Below are 15,870 nucleotides of genomic sequence, written 5' to 3'. Positions count from 1 at the left end.
GCTCCAGAATATTTCTGATGCCGTGTCCCGACAAGATTGCGGATCGTTTTTCATAAATTCGGGTAGGGACACGGCAATCATCAAATTTTGATGGCTCCAGAATATTTCTGATGCCGTGTCCCGACAACATTGCCGATCGTTTTTCATAAATTCGGGTAGGGACACGGCAATCATCAAATTTTGATGGCTCCAGAATATTTCTGATGCCGTGTCCCGACAAGATTGCGGATCGTTTTTCATAAATTCGGGTAGGGACACGGCGATCGTACAATTTTCACTTGGACTGAATATTTCTGATGCCGTGTCCCTACAAGATTGCGGATCGTTTTTCATAAATTCGGGTAGGGACACGGCGATCGTACAATTTTCACTTGGACTGAATATTTCTGATGCCGTGTCCCGACAAGATTGCGGATCGTTTTTCATAAATTCGGGTAGGGACACGGCGATCGTACAATTTTCACTTGGACTGAATATTTCTGATGCCGTGTCCCTACAAGATTGCGGATCGTTTTTCATAAATTCGGGTAGGGACACGGCGATCGTACAATTTTCACTTGGACTGAATATTTCTGATGCCGTGTCCCGACAAGATTGCGGATCGTTTTTCATAAATTCGGGTAGGGACACGGCGATCGTACAATTTTCACTTGGACTGAATATTTCTGATGCCGTGTCCCTACAAGATTGCCGACGATTTTTCTTCGGGTTGGCAGCATTGGGACACGGCGAGCGTACAATTTTCATTTATCCAGAATATTTCTGATGCGTCCCGACAAGATTGCGGATCGTTTTTCATGGGTTCGGGTAGGGACACGGCAATCATCAAATTTTGATGGCTCCAGAATATTTCTGATGCCGTGTCCCGACAAGATTGCGGATCGTTTTTCATAAATTCGGGTAGGGACACGGCGAGCGTACAATTTTCACTTGGACAGAATATTTCTGATGCCGTGTCCCGACAAGATTGCGGATCGTTTTTCATCGCAACCTGGTTTATTTGCGTCAGTTTTGAGGTTGCAGATTGCAGATTTAAATCAGATCTAAAATCTGCAATCTCAAATCTCAAATTCCCTAACGCACTACTACTCTTGTCCCTACTCCAGCCCAACTATACAGCCTGCGGGCTTGACCTACGGGCAGATTTACGCATCCGTGGCTGACGGGCCTGCCAAAGCGATTATGCCAGTAAGCGCCGTGGATGGCATAGCCGCCAGAGTAGAACATGGTGTAGGGGACGTTGGGCGCGACGTATCCCCGTCCCCGCATCGTCTTGGCGCGGTACTTGCTTTGAATGGCAAATACACCCCGGCGAGTGGGAGTCCCGCGCTTACCGCTGGAAATTGCCGTGGAATAAACGACCCTGCCGTTTTCCCAGGCGATTAAACGCTGTCTGGACAAGTTTACTTCTATCCAGCGTCCCCGGTGGGCGGGGCGGTGTTTGACGCGCAGGCGGGCGCGATGATGGCGACTCGATACCGATGAGATTTTTTGCCGTTGTGACCTGGGTGCGGCGAAAGCAGGTGCTGACCAGGGAAACATAGTAGCTAGAATCAGGGCAATCGCTGCCCAAAAACCAAGCGCTCGCGACGATCGCATCAACCGAATCAGGTTTCCCATAATTGACTGCCTCCTCAAACTACAAAACTGTTTTACTTTACCTTAAGAATTCCCCGATTCAGATAGGGTGCGATTGCCGATCTAAATCTGGAAAATATGGTTAAAAATTGCTGCCTTACTACGGATGCACGCAATTTCGTTTAATTTTGGACTGAAATCTATTTTGCATCCCTTAAAGTTAGTTGCCAAGCATTTAACAGTAAAGATTAACAAGCCAATCGTTAATAATTGTTGCAACCTATTGCTTTTTATCCAGTTTTGAGTAGAGGGCGCTACATTTGAACTGATTAGCTGGCTGTTGATTTTGACTGGTGCGTTCGCGCTTTCGGTTGGGAGGCATATCGCGAAGGGTGCTGTAAGCGATCGCTCGCCCCTACTCATAGCAGAAAAAGAATGGGAATCTAGGCTAAACTTGCTGTAGAAATACCAAACCTGACTTTGCCATGAGCTATCGCAATATCATTACAATCGAGCCAGGTAAACGTGGCGGCAAGCCCTGTATTAGACGAATGCGGATTACGGTATACGATGTTTTGGGATGGTTAGCAGCTGGTATGTCTCATGCAGAAATTTTAGATGATTTCCCAGAGTTAACAGAGGAAGATATTAGAGCTTGTCTCGAATTTGCTGCCGATAGAGAACGTCGTTTAATTGCTGTAGTAGGTGAAAGTTGAAACTACTGTTCGACCAAAACCTGAGTCGGAAGTTAGTGAATCGGCTGGCTGTATCTTACCGAATGCTAGCCATGTTCAGTTTCAAGGGCTTACAGATGCAGACGATAGGGAAATTTGGGAGTTTGCCATTGCAGAAAGAAGTCGTCTTTACGGTTCACCGCCAAAGGTGATTTGGCTGCGGTGTGGCAATACACCCACAAGTAACGTGGAAGCAATACTTCGCTCTGGGGCAGAGGCAATTCAAGAATTGATCGATAGTGCTACTTTGGATTGTCTTGAGCTTTATTGACGAACAAACTTTCAAATTAAGTTTATTGCCTATCAATGGCGAGCGCTCTTGATTTTGGTTGTGCGTCCCTTGCCCGTGTCTTTGGCGTCCCTTGCGCGTGCCTTTGGCATATCGCTATCCATCCAATCATCGCATTGTCATGGTGGAAATCGATAAGATTGTGAGTGAAAAAAGATGTTGGGTTTACTTGCGTTAACCCAACCTACGGGAGAGAAGCGATCGCTATTTTTTTTACTCAAGCGATAGCTCAACAGATGCAGTCCTAAATTCTGACAAAATCCCTATCGGCTTAAACGGAAGTCAGTACCACGGTTTGGAAAACGTTTATAGAACTCCTGTCTGGATATGGGAATTAAGTCTCCACCGCCAACCGTTCTTACAAACTCAATGCTGTCAACGTAATGCCTGTAGTATCGACCGTTGCGATGACGAATCACTAGCGCGCCCGGTTCGCCAGATAGCGCATATGGATCGACTGAACCATTACAAGGAATGTCAGCGACTATAGGATTAGCACTCACAATCCGGTTAAACGTAGCAGGACTAACAGCCCGTTGAACTGGAACTCGACTCCAAAGACTACTGAAGCCAGAGCAACCAAGTGCATAGGACTGTTTGACATCTTCAAACACTGCAATAGCTGGCTGTCCCTGATACTCAATGATGTAGTCAGTAACACCATTGCTAGCATGAGCAATTGTGGCTGGAATAACGCTGAGAATTGAGATACCTGCTGTAAGGCAAGCTTTGAGAACAAACTTAGATTTCATGGTTACCTAGTAGCCTAACTATTGATTAGACCGCAGTTGGGTCTAACAAACTATTACAGGGTATAAAACGGCAAGCGTTTAATCCCTGAATTTACTACTTAATACTTCTCCTATACTTCTTATAAATCAGAATTTATTTAATAGCAAAAATGTTTAAATTTGACACATTTTTTTCCTATTTTTATTTTTTATGTATTCAAAAAAAACTATAAAAATGTGTTAAAAAGTCGCGAGTGATATAATACACAAAATCCTCACATCTCCCTGCCACGATGAACCTTAAAGAAGCGTTAAAACTAGCTGATGAGATAGTTTTTTCCAAAACGGGTCAGCACCTTGACGATTTACAAGAAGCTGTATTGCGAGGAACTATACAACGTGAAACATATAAGCAAATAGCTAAAGATTTTGACTGTTCTGAAAGTGTTAGAAATGCGGGAGCGGAATTATGGCGGATACTTTCAGAAGGGTTAGGAGAAGATGTTAGTAAATCAAATTTTCGCTCGGCAATGGAGAGGTTGCAAAACTCTAATGTTTTAAACTTTGCACAAGAAGTTGTAGTTAGCGGTAGTTTTAACGTCTGTGGAGAAAGTAGACACCCGCCAGATATACCAAACTCACATCCACCTAATGAGGAAACATCTAACTCAATAAAAACTAAAACATCACATCAAGATTTAAGCGAAATGCCCGAATTGAGTGCTTTCTACGATCGCATACCCGAACTCGACACCCTCACCACCTGGATTGTACAACAACGCTGCCGCTTAATAGCGCTTACAGGCATCAGCGGTATTGGCAAAACAACACTAGCTGTGCAACTCGTTCAACAAATAAAAGATGAGTTTGAGTACGTAATTTGGTGCAATTTAGACGAATCCCACACCCTAGACGAATTTCAACATAAACTAATACAGTTTTTTTCGGAATCAGAAAAGCAAGATTCGCCTGCTACTAAGCAAAAACCATTACCTATTTACAAAAATATCGCTATTTAGCAGTTTTAGATGACGTTCACAACCTTTTCAGTAGCGGGGAATTGGCAGGAAAGTATAAACCAGGATATGAAGAATATCGCTTTCAAACAGATAGAAAATTTATCCCATCAAAGTTGCTTTCTATTGATAGGTTGGAACCGAGAGAAGTGACTCAAGTCAAAAGCCAAAATCCGAGCATTCGTACCTTACAACTCACTGGTTTATATATTGCAGCAGGACGGGAAATACTGAGAGATTATGGATTGGCAGAAATCGATAACTACTCAGCACTTATTCACCGCTACCAAGGCAATCCGTTATGGTTAAAAAGCGTGGCAAGATTCTTGAGTTGGGAGGATGCGTGACCCAGTTATTACCAAATGAACCCATATTGTTGCCTGAAGATTTGAAAGATGTTTGACAACAGCAGTGCGAGCGCTTATCCGAAATAGAAAAACAAGTTTTCTCCTTATTGGCAAAAAAAATAGCTCCCATTCCCCTAGCAAAATTGCTAGAAAATAGCAAAATTCCATCATCATATTTAGTAAACGCACTGCAATCTTTATCGCGGCGGTGCTTGATAGAACAACAAGCAAATTGTTACATTCTGCCACCTGTATTGAGGCAGTATATCAAAGGGATGCCTATTAAACCTCTCCAATAACTCTTGTGGGATAGGCGTCTCGCCTGTCAAAGAGTTTGTTTTTTGGAGAGATCTAGCGATGAACAACTACCGGCGTTCCCACTGAAGCCCAATTAAACAACGTTTCAGCGAGATCGACTCTGAGATTCACGCAACCGTGACTGACTGGCGTACCAAAGCGATTATGCCAGTAAGCGCCGTGAATCGCATAACCTCCAGAAAAGTACATCGCGTAGGGAACATTAGGAACGTTGTAATCTTCGCCTCGCATCCGATCCGAGATGCGTTTAAATTGAACCGAAAACACACCCGTCGGGGTGGGAGTTGCAGCCTTACCAGTGGAAACAAGATAGGAAAAAACTTGCGTTTCGCCTTCCCAACCAGTTAGCCGCTGATCTGAAAGGTCAACTTCTATCCAACGACTCTGCGATCGCTTGAGTGTCCCCATCGTTTGAGCAATGCGATTTTGTCTGGTTCCCGCTGACTCTGGTACTGCTATAGCCGCGAAAGAAATCGCACACAAAGCTGCAAGAGATAATGCCGTACTTGCCCACAAAATTCCAGTCTTAGCTTTCATTGCTTTTAACCTCCCAAACAACCTGGTAAATTTAAGGATTCCTTTCCGGAGGTTAACTACAAACTTTCCAGTGCCAATTTCAGCAACTTAGATAATTTTTTCAGGACTGACGCAAAGCAACCGGGTTTCTTTATAGAAACCCGGTTTCTGGCCTCGTCGCGCGTAAGTGACGCAAACAAACCGGGTTTCTCTGAAAAATCGTCTACAAAGAAACTTTGATAGCCTCATCGCGGGTCAGTCCTGTTTTTAATGGGAAAAAGGCAAAAGTGAAATCATTCTTTCTTTTGCCTTTTACCTTTTAATTACAGGACTTACGCCAGCGCCTTCCTATCACCAAAGTTTCAAGCTGCTTCCGCGAGTGCTAGGGGTGTGCATATCTCTAGTTCCAAAGCGATGATTTTTCATAGAAACCCGGAATATGAGCGTAATATCATGTCCGTTGAATCACCCGTAATAAAATCTCACCAGGTTGCCGCACAGATACCCCGCATGTAGGGGCACGGCATCTTTAAGTTATTTGTATCTGCCAAAATATCTCGGATGTTCCCTACAACCGATTAAGGGTAATCGACCGGACATGATATAAGTCCTGAATTAATCATGCACAACTACGGGCGTTCCCACCGCAGCCCATTTGAACAACCATTTAGCGTGATCCACCGCTACGTTAATGCACCCGTGGCTGACGGGAGTGCCAAACTTTTTATGCCAGTATGCGCCGTGAATCGCATAGCCTCGATGGTAATACATGGTATGCGGCACGTTGCTGACATCGTACCCCGGCCCGGTCATCCGGGTACTGACATGCTTGGTTTTAACCGCAAAAGTCCCGACGCGGGTGGGGGTTGCACGTTTTCCGGTGGAAACAATCACGGCGTAAACGGGTTTTGCACCTTCCCAAGCAATTAGCCGTTGACTTGAAAGGTCAACTTGAATCCAGCGTTGTTCGGATTCTTGCAAAGAGAGAATTTTGTTAGCGATTTTATCCTGTACTGAAACAGTATCGGTTGGGGATGGTTTCGACCAAGCTGAAGGGGATGGTCTTGACCAAGCCGAAAATGCACCCATGCTTAGCACAGTACCGACAGCTAACGCCGAAGAACAACGCAGCCAGAAAGAAGAAATTAGCTTTTTCATTTTTGCATCACTCCTCAGACAGAAGATTTCCAACTCGCTCCCCTAGTTTTTGCGGCGATCGCCGCAACTAAGGCATAGTTTTTTTTATGGTAGATCGACCCAGTCCGATCGGTCACTTTATAGCGGTTTGCATCTTGGTAGAATACAACAGCGGCTAGAGGCGCACTGCTGTGCCCCCCTTCACCAATAGACAATGTATTGCACCAAGTCACAAACCGCTATAAGTCAGACTTTGGCGCGACGATCCTATCACCAAAGTTTCCAGCTGCTTCCGCGAGTGCGGAAGGGAGGCAGATCTCGAGTTGCCAAACCAAGGATTTTTCCTAGAAACCCGGATGGGTGAGCGTAAGTCCTATTTAAGTTAGATTTTCGCGCAAGCGATATGCCTTGTAGCGGATGCTTTCCCAATCTCCCAGTTGCACTAATTTTTGCGGAAATAATTCACCGGCTAATCCTACCGCGATCGCACCTGCCTTGATAAATTCTTTGGCATTTTCCAGGGTTACGCCGCCAGTGGGAATGAGGGGAATCTGACCCAGCGGCGCTTGCAAGCTTTTGATATAGCTTACTCCTCCTACCGCAGAGATGGGGAAGACTTTGACGCAACTCGCACCCGCTTGATGTGCGGTGACAATTTCCGTTGGCGACATAGCACCCGGTATGATGGGGACGCCAGCTGCTACTGCTGCGTGAATCAGGACTGGGTTGACGTGGGGGGTGAAGAGGAACTGCGCCCCAGCTGCGATCGCTTCTCGCAGCTGGAGAACGTCTAATAGAGTCCCACTTCCGATCGTACAATCTGGAAGTTCCACCCGCAGATTGCCAATCAATTCACTAGCGCGATCGCTATTCCAGGCAATTTCTATCAGTCGCATTCCCCCCGCCGCCACCGCCAGTGCCATTTGACGGCCTAATTCCATTTCTGGGGCGCGGATGACTGCGATCGCTCTTTCCGCGCGCAACAGCGTTAGCAAAATTTCCTTATTATACATCTTTTCCATAGCTTTCTTGTTTTAATTTAACACTCTCAACTTCTCTTAATACTTTCTGACTTATCTTTTATTTACATTTTTTAACATAAGTTAATAATTAGATTGTTAATTCCAGTGATAATACGTAAGTTAAATCTATTTTAACTGTATTTTCATCAAGTTAGCCTCTGTAATTTTACTGTTATCTTCTAGAATTCTGCGGTTCGGCGAAATAAAAATCTCTCGCTTCATCGCAACTTCACGCTAAAAATACAGAAACTTTAAAATCGATAAATTTTAGTTACCACAGAATATATCGATGGAAAAACCAAGCTGCTCGACAGAGGGAAAAATGGAAAATCAGTCACAAAAATCTCTCGTGCCTGGGATTATTCACCGTATTAATACGTAGGAAAACGCTACGGGTTAATCCGAATTGCGCGTGAAGATCAGTAAAACTGCATAGATATCTGTATACCCGGAATAGATGACAGCAGTAAAAGCTTACGAAAAGGAAAAATTGAGAGATGGTTAACGCAAATAGTACAAGTGTTGTAAGACGCCCAACTCTTGCGCCTCTACCTCCGTCAGAGAGTCATTCGATTACAGTTGTCATTCCAGCGTTGAACGAGGAAGGCAACTTAGAACGACTCGTGTCTAAGCTAGAGCAAACTTTCCCAAATCTGGGCTACAAATTGCCAGTCCTGTTAGTTGACGATGGCAGTACGGATAACAGTCCCCAAATCCTTGCCCGTTTGATGAAACAATTAAATTCTTGCAAGTCATTCGCCATCCCCAACGGCGGGGCGTAACTGGCGGATGGAAAACCGCTTTAGGCCATGTCAAAACAGATTGGATTTTTTGGGGACAAGCAGATTTAGAATCTGACCCACGCACTGATTTACCTTGGCTGATAGAAGCATGTATCCCAGGGGTAGATGCCGTTGCTGGTTGGCGACAAGGGCGTGGAGACGGCAAAATTTTAGCTTCAACAATTGCTAACAAAACTTGTCGTTTAGCCTTTGGTTTAGAAATTCACGACATGAACTGGATTAAATTAGTTTGCCGCGATTTAGTGGCTAATTTACCCATCGAAAAAATTACCCATCGCTACCTATTAGCAGTGCTGGCAGCACAGGGACATCGCGTCACAGAAATTCCTACCCCCTGGCATCCGCGCTACTCTGGTCAAACTAAATTTGGTAAAGGCCGTCTGATTTCTTCAGGGATTGATTTTGGCAAATTATGGTGGTGGTTCCAAACTGAAGGTCGTATTAAGCTACCTCAATCTCAATCCGCTGACCTAAAAATGGTTGGGATATCAGATGGACGCTAGCCAATTTAGAAAAGCTTGGTATTTTTGGCTGTAATGTCTAGCAGCCAAATACCTGCGACCAACTTCAGATTTTTGATTTGAGATTTGGGAGGAATTCAGGCGGCTTTATTGGGAGATTTTAAATTAGGTTAAACTGGCTGAAAATGTAGGATTTTGAACAAGCAAAATCAAAAATATAAACCTAGAGTAAACCTTGAATGTTTCCCTAGCAATAAAATCGTGAACTTGCCAAAATATCTGCTAACTGTTTTTGCTGCCAGCAGCTTCATTGGTATTGCTTCAGTTCCCGCCCTTATTCGGGAATAGTGGAATCAAGTTCGAGCAGGATACCACCGTAAAATTTGACCTTTTGCCATCCCATAACAGACCCTCTTCTGTTCTCTCGTTCCAGAACTTATCCAACAACTCCCGCTTTCTTCTATTCGCTGAAGACCAACAGGTGGGATACGATCGGGGATCTTCTCTGAGTAACGATTGGTTGGGAACTTGCGGTTTACCTAATTCTACGTTTCCAGAACCTTGCAGCAAAACATTCACGTTTCAAGCGGGGATGGATTACACTTTGGTTCTCCGCCTCCGCCAAAGAGACACTGTCTACTCAACCGATTCTTTGAACCCAAACGGAACGAATCAAGCTTTATTTTCCGGCGATTACAGCGATTTGTTTAATCCAGGAGGTGTGGAAATTAGCTTTGACGATGGAGGAGGTCGTCAAACAACAACAACAATATGCCCGACACCATTTAATCAAGGGGACTGCGACTTCCAAGACTTAAAAGTGCGAGCTACAGAAGTCAATTCATCCGTACCCGAACCCGCAACTTTGGCAGGGTTAGGAGTTGTAGCCGGAGCAATCTTCTTATCTCGTCGGCGCTGCCGTTATTTTCTCTAAAGTCGTCAATAATTCATCATCTGAGTCCAGAAGATCGCAACGGTTGTGTAACTGCTAATAGCTAATCGCTAATGGCTCAATCAGGAAAAATACTAGATTAGCCAGATCGCAATTAGCAATTAGCCATCCATACACTGGCTTTAAATCCAGGCGATCGCTTAGAAATCGACCCGGGAGAAGCCGAGAATCAACCTAACAAAATGGAGGCTTATTATAAAAATATAAATGAAACAACTGCTGGGATGGTTTAACTGGTTTAATCGAGAAAGACTCTCGCTTTTAATCGGGTCTGGCTTGCTAGGATTGGGAGCAGTTTCTCCTTGGTATCGTTTACCAACCGAAGTACTCGATACATTTGGCATCAATTTTTATTGGCTCAATGCAGCGAGACTTTTTTCGATATGGTTAGCTGTATTTGGTTTAGCTTTCACTTTTTTATTAAGTCTCAAACAAGCGCCGCGTCTGTTAATTTGGATTGCATTGATTGCAGCATTCTACGGGTCATTTAGTTTCTATCAGCAATCTGTTCAGCAGTTATTTTGCGGGAATGTTTCTGAATATCTTTCTTCCTGGTTCGTTTGGTGGAGATGTCTACCGAGTTTATCGGGTTTCTCAAGTAACTAAAGATTCAGAATTCGCACTGGTTTCTGTATTTTTAGAACCCTTTACAGGTCTGGCAGCGCTATCAGCTTTGGCGTTATTAGGTTGGCCACCAGCTTTTAAATTGGTGGGGCGTTGGGATATCATTTTGCTGTTCGTATCTTGTGTCGGTGTTTTAGTTGGAGGCGTGCTTTTAATCGCCAGTCCCCTACTATTAAGATGCGCAGAACCTTGGCTTTTAAAGTTACGTCTCGGCAGTCTAGCAGCTCGCTTGGCTAAAATTCAAATTCTTTTAAGGCAATTCGCCCAACACCGTCAAGCTTTGGCTTTGTCAATGGGACTTTCTTTTATCCTAATGCTGGCGATTGTTTATTACCACTACTTAGTTGCCCAACAACTAAAAATACCAGTTTCTTACTTAGAACTTTTAGTTTTTATTCCGATTGTGTCTGTGATTACCTTGCTGCCAATTTCTTTGGGAGGATTGGGATTGAAAGAAGGATTGTGGGTTTATTTGTTCGGTCGAATTGCCCTGACGGCAGAGCAAGCAGTGCTGCTATCGGTGACGATTACGGTCTTAGGTTGGATTTTATCTATGCCTGGGGGAATCGTTCTACTGTTAGATTCTGCCAAAGTGCAGCAGATTAAACAAGCGAAGGCTAATGGGATAGATGTTCGCTAAATTTTTGTTGGTAAAAAATTACTAAAGTTTGCAGGAAAGGATGAAGCGAGCGCTATTTCTGAAAATTTATCCCCATCTGCTCAAAAGACGTTCGTTGTTGTTTAAGATTGGTACGCCTTTTCTGCAACTGCGATCGCTGATATATTCTGGCAATCAAGTCTATTGTCCTTGTTGTGGCAATCAATTTCGTAAATTTCTACCTTTTGGCGCTCAAAAACGACCCAATGCCATTTGCCCTCGCTGTTTATCTTTAGAACGACATCGCTTGTTGTGGCTGTATCTCCAAAATAAAACAAATCTATTATCCGCCAATCTCAAATTTCTGCACATCGCTCCCGAATATTTGCTGAAACAAGCGATCGCTACTCTGCCAAATATCAATTATCTCAGCGCCGACTTGCAACCCCAAGAAGCAATGGTGCAGATGGATATCACCGATATTCAATATGAAGATAATTCATTTGAACCCATTTTATGCAGTCACGTTTTAGAACAGGTTCCAGAAGATTGGCAAGCGATGAAAGAACTTTGTCGAGTTCTAAAACCCGGTGGATGGGCAATTCTCCACGTCCCTTTAGATCCTAAACTGGAAAAAACTCTTGAAGGCGCAAGCGATTTAACTCCTGAAGATAGAGAACGGTTATTTGGTCATCACGACCACGTGAGAATGTACGGTCGGGATTATCAACAGAAACTCGAACCAGCTGGATTTACTGTAAAATTGGAGCAATACGCTCAAGCTAAAAAATCCGGCTTAATGCCCGATGAAGATATCTATTTTTGCACCAAATCATGAAAGCACGGAACCAAGTAAGCTGGTTAGCAATTGGGTTGTTAGCGCTATCTTTCCCAGGTGTTAGCTGCGGCACATCGCTGGCTGAAATTCAGCTGCCAGTAGAACAAAACAAACAATCTTCTTCTCGCTTTGCCAGGAAAACAGATTATGACAACTAATCAAGGGATTTAATTGCTAACGTTCTTGATCGTAACCCGTCGAGTTTATATAGATTAATCCCATCGAGTGGTGCCTATGCGGGAAACGCAACTTGGGAACGGGGACAAGCAAGCAACTAGTACATAACGCAAGTTGCTAGTTATAAACAAGGGCGTTGCTAATTGCTAATTGCTAATTGCTAATGGCTAATTGCTAATTGCTAATCTTGGATTTTTACCAATTTCGCCATTAGCCATTAGCCATTAGCCGCTCCCAGAGAGATAACTAGCAACTTGAGTTACATAGAAACGCAACGCTATGGTGAAGAAGCCATTCTTGGCGGGTTAATTAAAAACGATCCGGAAGCGATCGCAGCCGGATTTAAAATGTTTAACAAGCTGCCGATGGTAGTTTTAAAGGAGCAGGTGGCTTCCATAGCGCTTCTTTTTTTGTAGCAGCAGTTGCTCCCACGCTTTTAATACTTCAACAATCTCCCCAATCGCGACAATACGCCGATAAAATTGCATTCTACACCCCCCTATTACATCGCGCCGTTTGCTGGATGATTTCGCCCCAAGTTTGGACGCGGGGTACTACTAACGCAAGTTGCTAGTTATAAACTTTGGCGTTGCTAATTGCTAATTGCTAATTGCTAATATAGGATTTTTACCAATCTCGCCATTAGCCATTAGCCATTAGCCGCTGTGAGAGAGATAACTAGCAACTTGAGTTACTAGCAACGAACCTTATACCCATCGCTTTTATTTAGTTGCCACTGCGCTAGGATTGACTGGTAAATTAACAGGCGATCGCGAATTAATTAACTACTCTCGCCAGTTAATTCAACAAGCTTTATCCCTTCAAGAATTAGACGGCGTTAACCCAGAAAAAGACGGTTATGACAGCAGTTATCAAGTTGCGGGGGTAGTCTACGCACAGCGGTGGTTGATCTACTTCCCCAACGACCCCCTCGCACCCAGAGTCACCGCCATGATTAACAAAGCGTTAACATGGGCGCAAACTAGAATTCTGCCAACTGGAGAAATTAACAGCGAGGGCAATACCCGCACCGGCGGACAGGAAACGCGACGAACGGGTGAAGTCAAACAGGTAGACCCCAGAATAGTTTATCGGGGTTTTGCTTACTGGGCGTCAGCCACGGGCGATTGCAGGTGGAACGCGATCGCTCGGCGCATTGCACAGTTCTACTAACGCAAGTTGCTAGTTACATCAAGCGGTACTGGTAATGGCTAATCGCTAATGGCTAATGGGTAGTTGTCAAGAAGGCAAAAGCCTGTTAACCCAATTAGCAATTAGCAATTAGCAATTAGCAAGCTTGCAATTACCGCTGTCACAAGTTATAACTAGCAACTTGGGTTACTACAACTAGGATATAACTCAAGTTGCCAGTTATAAGCTTTGGCGGTGGGAATTGGTAATTGCAGATTTGAGATTGTAGATTGCAGATTTAATCTAAAATCTACAATCTCAAATCTAAAATTCCCCATTCCCCATTCCCCATTACCAATTCCCAGTAATTTAAACATCTACTTTTTGGCAGATTTATATTTTCTGAAAATCACCGGGAATAAATCATCCTTGAAGCCGCTGAAAAAGAGAGTTAAGTCAGTCCGTAGTAAGAGGAAGCCAAGCAAAATTATCAATAAATTGAATAGTATCAGATGCGAAAAATTAGAGGAACAGTGGCATGGCACTTCTAAAATTAGAAGATTTCGATCCAAACTATCGCGAAACATTTGAAGGCGATGATGTAAAAGGTCTGGGCGTCTACGCCGAAGGCAATGAAAAGATTGGCACGGTTAGCGATGTGCTAGTCGATGAAAACGGTCATTTTCGGTATTTGGTGGTTGACTTAGGTTTTTGGATTTTTGGCAAGAAAGTATTGCTGCCAATTGGTCGTACCCGCATCGACTATAATGCAGATCGCGTATATGCGATCGGGATGACGAGAGAGCAAGCGGAAAACTTGCCTGAGTACAGCGATCGCATGACAGCGGATTACGATTACGAAGAGCGAGTCAGAGGCGTTTACCGCACTCAACCTGTCGAAGCATCGGCACCCGTTGACACTACCGCTGACTACTCAAATTACGATCGCAATAACTACAACTACGAGCGCGAACCCAATTTATTTGGCTTGAACGAGCGCGAGCATCAAACCTTCAGACTCTACGAAGAACGGCTAATTGCTAACAAAAACCGCTACAAAGCTGGAGAAGTAGCAGTTGGTAAGCGCGTTGAAACCGAAACCGCACGAGTTTCCGTTCCCATCGAAAAAGAACGAGTTGTGATTGAGCGAGTTACCCCATCAGAAGCTGGGACTCGAGTTAATCCTGGTGAAGTTGCCTTCCAAGAAGGGGAAGTGGCGCGCGTCGAACTCTACGAAGAAACTCCGGACATTCACAAAGAAGCATTTGTGCGCGAAGAAGTCCGAGTCAAGAAAGTCGTAGATCGGGATACCGTTGAAGCTCAAGACACCATTCGTCGGGAAGAATTAGATGTCAATACCGACGGCACTCCTGTTGTTGAACAACCCAATAACACCCGTTCTGACCTAATTTAAGCAGCTTGCCTCACGAGCGCGATTTAGTCTAAAAGTAGGGTGCTAGCACAAGTACCCTACTTTTAATAAAATGGGGTGTCAGAGCGTCCCCGTGTCCCCCCGTCAGAGCGTCCTCTTCAAGAAGGTTTAAAAAAATGACTAACTCAACGTCCATCAACAAACTTGAATCTTACCAGCACAATCTTCGGATAAAAGTCTTGATGGAAAAATTGAAGAGTAAGCTCAAAAATTTTTCCATCCTAGACAAGCAAGGATTTGTCATGGGGCAAGTGAAGGATGTGGCGCTCGACTCGGCGCGTCAGCTAAACTTAGTTGTATCTGAAGCTGATAATTATAACGGCTCCCGCTTGGTTTTATTAAGAAGCAGCCACATTCAGCAAGTGGACTCGGAAAATAAATCGGCAATCCTAGACCTGAGCAAAGCCGAAATAGACAACCTGCCCGAATATAAACCCTCCGAAAAGCAAGATGCGAAGCCTAAAATAACAACAGAGAAAAACACAGAAATTGCTCGTAATATTCCAGAAATGCCCGCTGTTACTGAATCAAAAGATGAATCACCAGAATATGCTGAGCCGCTGGATGTAGTCGAAGAAGAAGTGATTCGCTTACTGGAAGAACGACTGGTAGTTGACCTGAAAAAACAGAAACTGGGCGATGTAATTGTCCGCAAAGAAGTTGAAACCAGAATCATCCAAGTTCCCGTCCGGCGCGAAAAACTCATAGTAGAACAAGTCGGCCCAGAACGCAGACAATTAGCAGAAATCGATCTAGGACAAGCGGAAGAAATTGCTGAAGTTGAACCAGATGAAAATGCTACCCAAGATAATCAACCAACTGTCAGCGGCGTATTTAATTCTCCGAGAACGGCGAGTTTACTGTTAGATGCAATTTCCAAGCAGCGAAATCACGGATGCAAGTACGTGCGCGTGGAAATTGTCCTCGAAGATGACAGGCATCAGCAAACTTATCAAGAATGGTTTAATCGCTGTTCGGGGCAGTAATATCGATTCAGTTGGTGCTTGTAGGGGCACGGCATGATGATATTGTTGGGTTTTTACCAACATATTTGTATTGCCGTGCCCCTACACCCAATCGGCATGATGATATTGTTGGGTTTTTACCAACATATTTGTATTGCCGTGCCCCTACACCCAATCGGCATGATGATATTGTTGGGTTTT

General features: G+C 44.1%; 23 protein-coding genes and 1 pseudogene. 15 read left to right on the top strand and 9 right to left on the bottom strand.

The annotated features are described in order from the left end of the window. From MiSe_RS41585 to MiSe_RS41575, 3 genes are all read right to left on the bottom strand, one after another. Positions 1 to 747 (bottom strand): hypothetical protein (locus tag MiSe_RS41585; RefSeq protein WP_226591866.1); only part of this gene is annotated, 747 nt, incomplete at its 3' end. Further along, positions 680 to 985, bottom strand: coding sequence for a hypothetical protein (locus MiSe_RS41580; RefSeq protein WP_226591864.1), 306 nt, complete (start codon positions 983 to 985; stop codon positions 680 to 682). The genes MiSe_RS41585 and MiSe_RS41580, both read right to left, overlap by 68 nt. 89 nt (positions 986 to 1,074) lie before the next feature. Beyond that, a complete protein-coding gene (locus tag MiSe_RS41575; RefSeq protein ID WP_226591862.1) occupies positions 1,075 to 1,620 on the bottom strand; it encodes a L,D-transpeptidase in 546 nt (181 codons plus the stop codon). 443 nt (positions 1,621 to 2,063) lie between these two features. Between MiSe_RS41575 and MiSe_RS41570 the strand changes: the two genes are divergently transcribed. Together MiSe_RS41570 and MiSe_RS41565 are read left to right on the top strand one after the other, a co-directional pair. Beyond that, positions 2,064 to 2,294 (top strand): DUF433 domain-containing protein, encoded by a 231-nt coding sequence (locus MiSe_RS41570; protein WP_226591860.1) that lies wholly within the window; start codon positions 2,064 to 2,066, stop codon positions 2,292 to 2,294. After that, a pseudogene (locus tag MiSe_RS41565) lies at positions 2,291 to 2,583 on the top strand (DUF5615 family PIN-like protein). The gene MiSe_RS41570 and the pseudogene MiSe_RS41565 overlap by 4 nt, the downstream one beginning before the upstream one ends. 281 nt (positions 2,584 to 2,864) lie before the next feature. Here the strand turns inward: MiSe_RS41565 and MiSe_RS41560 are convergent. Beyond that, a complete protein-coding gene (locus MiSe_RS41560) occupies positions 2,865 to 3,353 on the bottom strand; it encodes a hypothetical protein (RefSeq protein ID WP_226591857.1) in 489 nt (162 codons plus the stop codon). 272 nt (positions 3,354 to 3,625) lie between these two features. Between MiSe_RS41560 and MiSe_RS54485 the strand changes: the two genes are divergently transcribed. After that, positions 3,626 to 4,351, top strand: a complete 726-nt coding sequence (locus MiSe_RS54485; RefSeq protein ID WP_507770235.1) for a helix-turn-helix domain-containing protein — start codon at positions 3,626 to 3,628, stop codon at positions 4,349 to 4,351. 41 nt (positions 4,352 to 4,392) lie between these two features. Continuing rightward, entirely contained in the window at positions 4,393 to 4,695 is a 303-nt protein-coding gene (locus MiSe_RS54480) for a hypothetical protein (protein ID WP_507770234.1), read from the top strand. Positions 4,696 to 5,046: 351 nt separating this feature from the next. Here the strand turns inward: MiSe_RS54480 and MiSe_RS41550 are convergent, their stop codons facing one another. The 4 genes from MiSe_RS41550 to MiSe_RS41535 form a co-directional block, all read right to left on the bottom strand. Further along, on the bottom strand, positions 5,047 to 5,550 hold the full coding sequence (locus MiSe_RS41550) for a L,D-transpeptidase (protein WP_226591855.1): 504 nt from the start codon (positions 5,548 to 5,550) through the stop codon (positions 5,047 to 5,049). 594 nt (positions 5,551 to 6,144) lie between these two features. After that, positions 6,145 to 6,687 (bottom strand): L,D-transpeptidase, encoded by a 543-nt coding sequence (locus tag MiSe_RS41545; RefSeq protein ID WP_226591852.1) that lies wholly within the window; start codon positions 6,685 to 6,687, stop codon positions 6,145 to 6,147. A gap of 14 nt (positions 6,688 to 6,701) precedes the next feature. Next, entirely contained in the window at positions 6,702 to 6,881 is a 180-nt protein-coding gene (locus tag MiSe_RS41540) for a hypothetical protein (RefSeq protein WP_226591850.1), read from the bottom strand. Positions 6,882 to 7,043: 162 nt separating this feature from the next. Next, positions 7,044 to 7,679, bottom strand: coding sequence for a bifunctional 4-hydroxy-2-oxoglutarate aldolase/2-dehydro-3-deoxy-phosphogluconate aldolase (locus MiSe_RS41535; RefSeq protein WP_226591848.1), 636 nt, complete (start codon positions 7,677 to 7,679; stop codon positions 7,044 to 7,046). A 506-nt stretch (positions 7,680 to 8,185) separates the two neighbouring features. Here MiSe_RS41535 and MiSe_RS51570 point away from each other — a divergent pair. The 9 genes from MiSe_RS51570 (at position 8,186) to MiSe_RS41495 (ending at position 13,314) form a co-directional block, all read left to right on the top strand. Then, positions 8,186 to 8,470: a glycosyltransferase gene (locus MiSe_RS51570; RefSeq protein WP_264196919.1), complete on the top strand. Its 285-nt coding sequence runs from the start codon at positions 8,186 to 8,188 to the stop codon at positions 8,468 to 8,470. After that, positions 8,434 to 8,994 (top strand): glycosyltransferase family 2 protein, encoded by a 561-nt coding sequence (locus MiSe_RS41530; RefSeq protein ID WP_264196918.1) that lies wholly within the window; start codon positions 8,434 to 8,436, stop codon positions 8,992 to 8,994. Before MiSe_RS51570 ends, MiSe_RS41530 begins: the two co-directional genes overlap by 37 nt. 250 nt (positions 8,995 to 9,244) lie before the next feature. Beyond that, on the top strand, positions 9,245 to 9,886 hold the full coding sequence (locus MiSe_RS41525; protein WP_226591845.1) for a PEP-CTERM sorting domain-containing protein: 642 nt from the start codon (positions 9,245 to 9,247) through the stop codon (positions 9,884 to 9,886). 225 nt (positions 9,887 to 10,111) lie between these two features. Beyond that, positions 10,112 to 10,510, top strand: a complete 399-nt coding sequence (locus tag MiSe_RS41520) for a hypothetical protein (protein WP_226591871.1) — start codon at positions 10,112 to 10,114, stop codon at positions 10,508 to 10,510. Continuing rightward, positions 10,434 to 11,168 carry a lysylphosphatidylglycerol synthase domain-containing protein gene (locus MiSe_RS41515; RefSeq protein WP_264196917.1) on the top strand — a complete coding sequence of 245 codons (735 nt, stop codon included), beginning with the start codon at positions 10,434 to 10,436 and terminating at the stop codon, positions 11,166 to 11,168. The genes MiSe_RS41520 and MiSe_RS41515 overlap by 77 nt, the downstream gene beginning before the upstream one ends. A 40-nt stretch (positions 11,169 to 11,208) precedes the next feature. Then, on the top strand, positions 11,209 to 11,964 hold the full coding sequence (locus MiSe_RS41510) for a class I SAM-dependent methyltransferase (RefSeq protein ID WP_226591843.1): 756 nt from the start codon (positions 11,209 to 11,211) through the stop codon (positions 11,962 to 11,964). After that, positions 11,961 to 12,122, top strand: coding sequence for a hypothetical protein (locus tag MiSe_RS41505; protein ID WP_226591841.1), 162 nt, complete (start codon positions 11,961 to 11,963; stop codon positions 12,120 to 12,122). The genes MiSe_RS41510 and MiSe_RS41505 overlap by 4 nt, the downstream gene beginning before the upstream one ends. A 273-nt stretch (positions 12,123 to 12,395) precedes the next feature. After that, on the top strand, positions 12,396 to 12,557 hold the full coding sequence (locus MiSe_RS41500) for a hypothetical protein (RefSeq protein ID WP_226591839.1): 162 nt from the start codon (positions 12,396 to 12,398) through the stop codon (positions 12,555 to 12,557). Positions 12,558 to 12,888: 331 nt separating this feature from the next. Then, on the top strand, positions 12,889 to 13,314 hold the full coding sequence (locus MiSe_RS41495) for a hypothetical protein (RefSeq protein ID WP_226591837.1): 426 nt from the start codon (positions 12,889 to 12,891) through the stop codon (positions 13,312 to 13,314). 152 nt (positions 13,315 to 13,466) lie between these two features. Here the strand turns inward: MiSe_RS41495 and MiSe_RS41490 are convergent, their stop codons facing one another. After that, complete coding sequence (locus MiSe_RS41490; RefSeq protein WP_226591835.1) at positions 13,467 to 13,649, bottom strand: hypothetical protein; 183 nt, start codon at positions 13,647 to 13,649, stop codon at positions 13,467 to 13,469. A 161-nt stretch (positions 13,650 to 13,810) separates the two neighbouring features. Here MiSe_RS41490 and MiSe_RS41485 point away from each other — a divergent pair, with 161 nt between their 5' ends. Further along, positions 13,811 to 14,686 carry a DUF2382 domain-containing protein gene (locus tag MiSe_RS41485; RefSeq protein WP_226591833.1) on the top strand — a complete coding sequence of 292 codons (876 nt, stop codon included), beginning with the start codon at positions 13,811 to 13,813 and terminating at the stop codon, positions 14,684 to 14,686. A gap of 134 nt (positions 14,687 to 14,820) precedes the next feature. Beyond that, positions 14,821 to 15,690, top strand: coding sequence for a YsnF/AvaK domain-containing protein (locus MiSe_RS41480; protein ID WP_226591830.1), 870 nt, complete (start codon positions 14,821 to 14,823; stop codon positions 15,688 to 15,690). Positions 15,691 to 15,870: the final 180 nt, after the last annotated feature.

The sequence above is a fragment of the Microseira wollei NIES-4236 genome (assembly GCF_020521235.1).
In the GTDB taxonomy this organism is placed as follows: domain Bacteria; phylum Cyanobacteriota; class Cyanobacteriia; order Cyanobacteriales; family Aerosakkonemataceae; genus Microseira; species Microseira wollei.
This window is presented reverse-complemented; position numbering and strand designations above follow the sequence as displayed.

Coding starts and splice junctions, on each gene's coding strand:
- MiSe_RS41580 (WP_226591864.1), bottom strand. CDS start 985: ATGAAAAACGATCCGCAATCTTGTCGGGACACGGCATCAGAAATATTC.
- MiSe_RS41505 (WP_226591841.1), top strand. CDS start 11,961: ATGAAAGCACGGAACCAAGTAAGCTGGTTAGCAATTGGGTTGTTAGCG.
- MiSe_RS41570 (WP_226591860.1), top strand. CDS start 2,064: ATGAGCTATCGCAATATCATTACAATCGAGCCAGGTAAACGTGGCGGC.
- MiSe_RS41515 (WP_264196917.1), top strand. CDS start 10,434: ATGTTTCTGAATATCTTTCTTCCTGGTTCGTTTGGTGGAGATGTCTAC.
- MiSe_RS41480 (WP_226591830.1), top strand. CDS start 14,821: ATGACTAACTCAACGTCCATCAACAAACTTGAATCTTACCAGCACAAT.
- MiSe_RS41545 (WP_226591852.1), bottom strand. CDS start 6,687: ATGAAAAAGCTAATTTCTTCTTTCTGGCTGCGTTGTTCTTCGGCGTTA.
- MiSe_RS41520 (WP_226591871.1), top strand. CDS start 10,112: ATGAAACAACTGCTGGGATGGTTTAACTGGTTTAATCGAGAAAGACTC.
- MiSe_RS41575 (WP_226591862.1), bottom strand. CDS start 1,620: ATGGGAAACCTGATTCGGTTGATGCGATCGTCGCGAGCGCTTGGTTTT.
- MiSe_RS41560 (WP_226591857.1), bottom strand. CDS start 3,353: ATGAAATCTAAGTTTGTTCTCAAAGCTTGCCTTACAGCAGGTATCTCA.
- MiSe_RS41535 (WP_226591848.1), bottom strand. CDS start 7,679: ATGTATAATAAGGAAATTTTGCTAACGCTGTTGCGCGCGGAAAGAGCG.
- MiSe_RS41485 (WP_226591833.1), top strand. CDS start 13,811: ATGGCACTTCTAAAATTAGAAGATTTCGATCCAAACTATCGCGAAACA.
- MiSe_RS41490 (WP_226591835.1), bottom strand. CDS start 13,649: ATGTTTAAATTACTGGGAATTGGTAATGGGGAATGGGGAATGGGGAAT.
- MiSe_RS54485 (WP_507770235.1), top strand. CDS start 3,626: ATGAACCTTAAAGAAGCGTTAAAACTAGCTGATGAGATAGTTTTTTCC.
- MiSe_RS41550 (WP_226591855.1), bottom strand. CDS start 5,550: ATGAAAGCTAAGACTGGAATTTTGTGGGCAAGTACGGCATTATCTCTT.
- MiSe_RS51570 (WP_264196919.1), top strand. CDS start 8,186: ATGGTTAACGCAAATAGTACAAGTGTTGTAAGACGCCCAACTCTTGCG.
- MiSe_RS41510 (WP_226591843.1), top strand. CDS start 11,209: ATGAAGCGAGCGCTATTTCTGAAAATTTATCCCCATCTGCTCAAAAGA.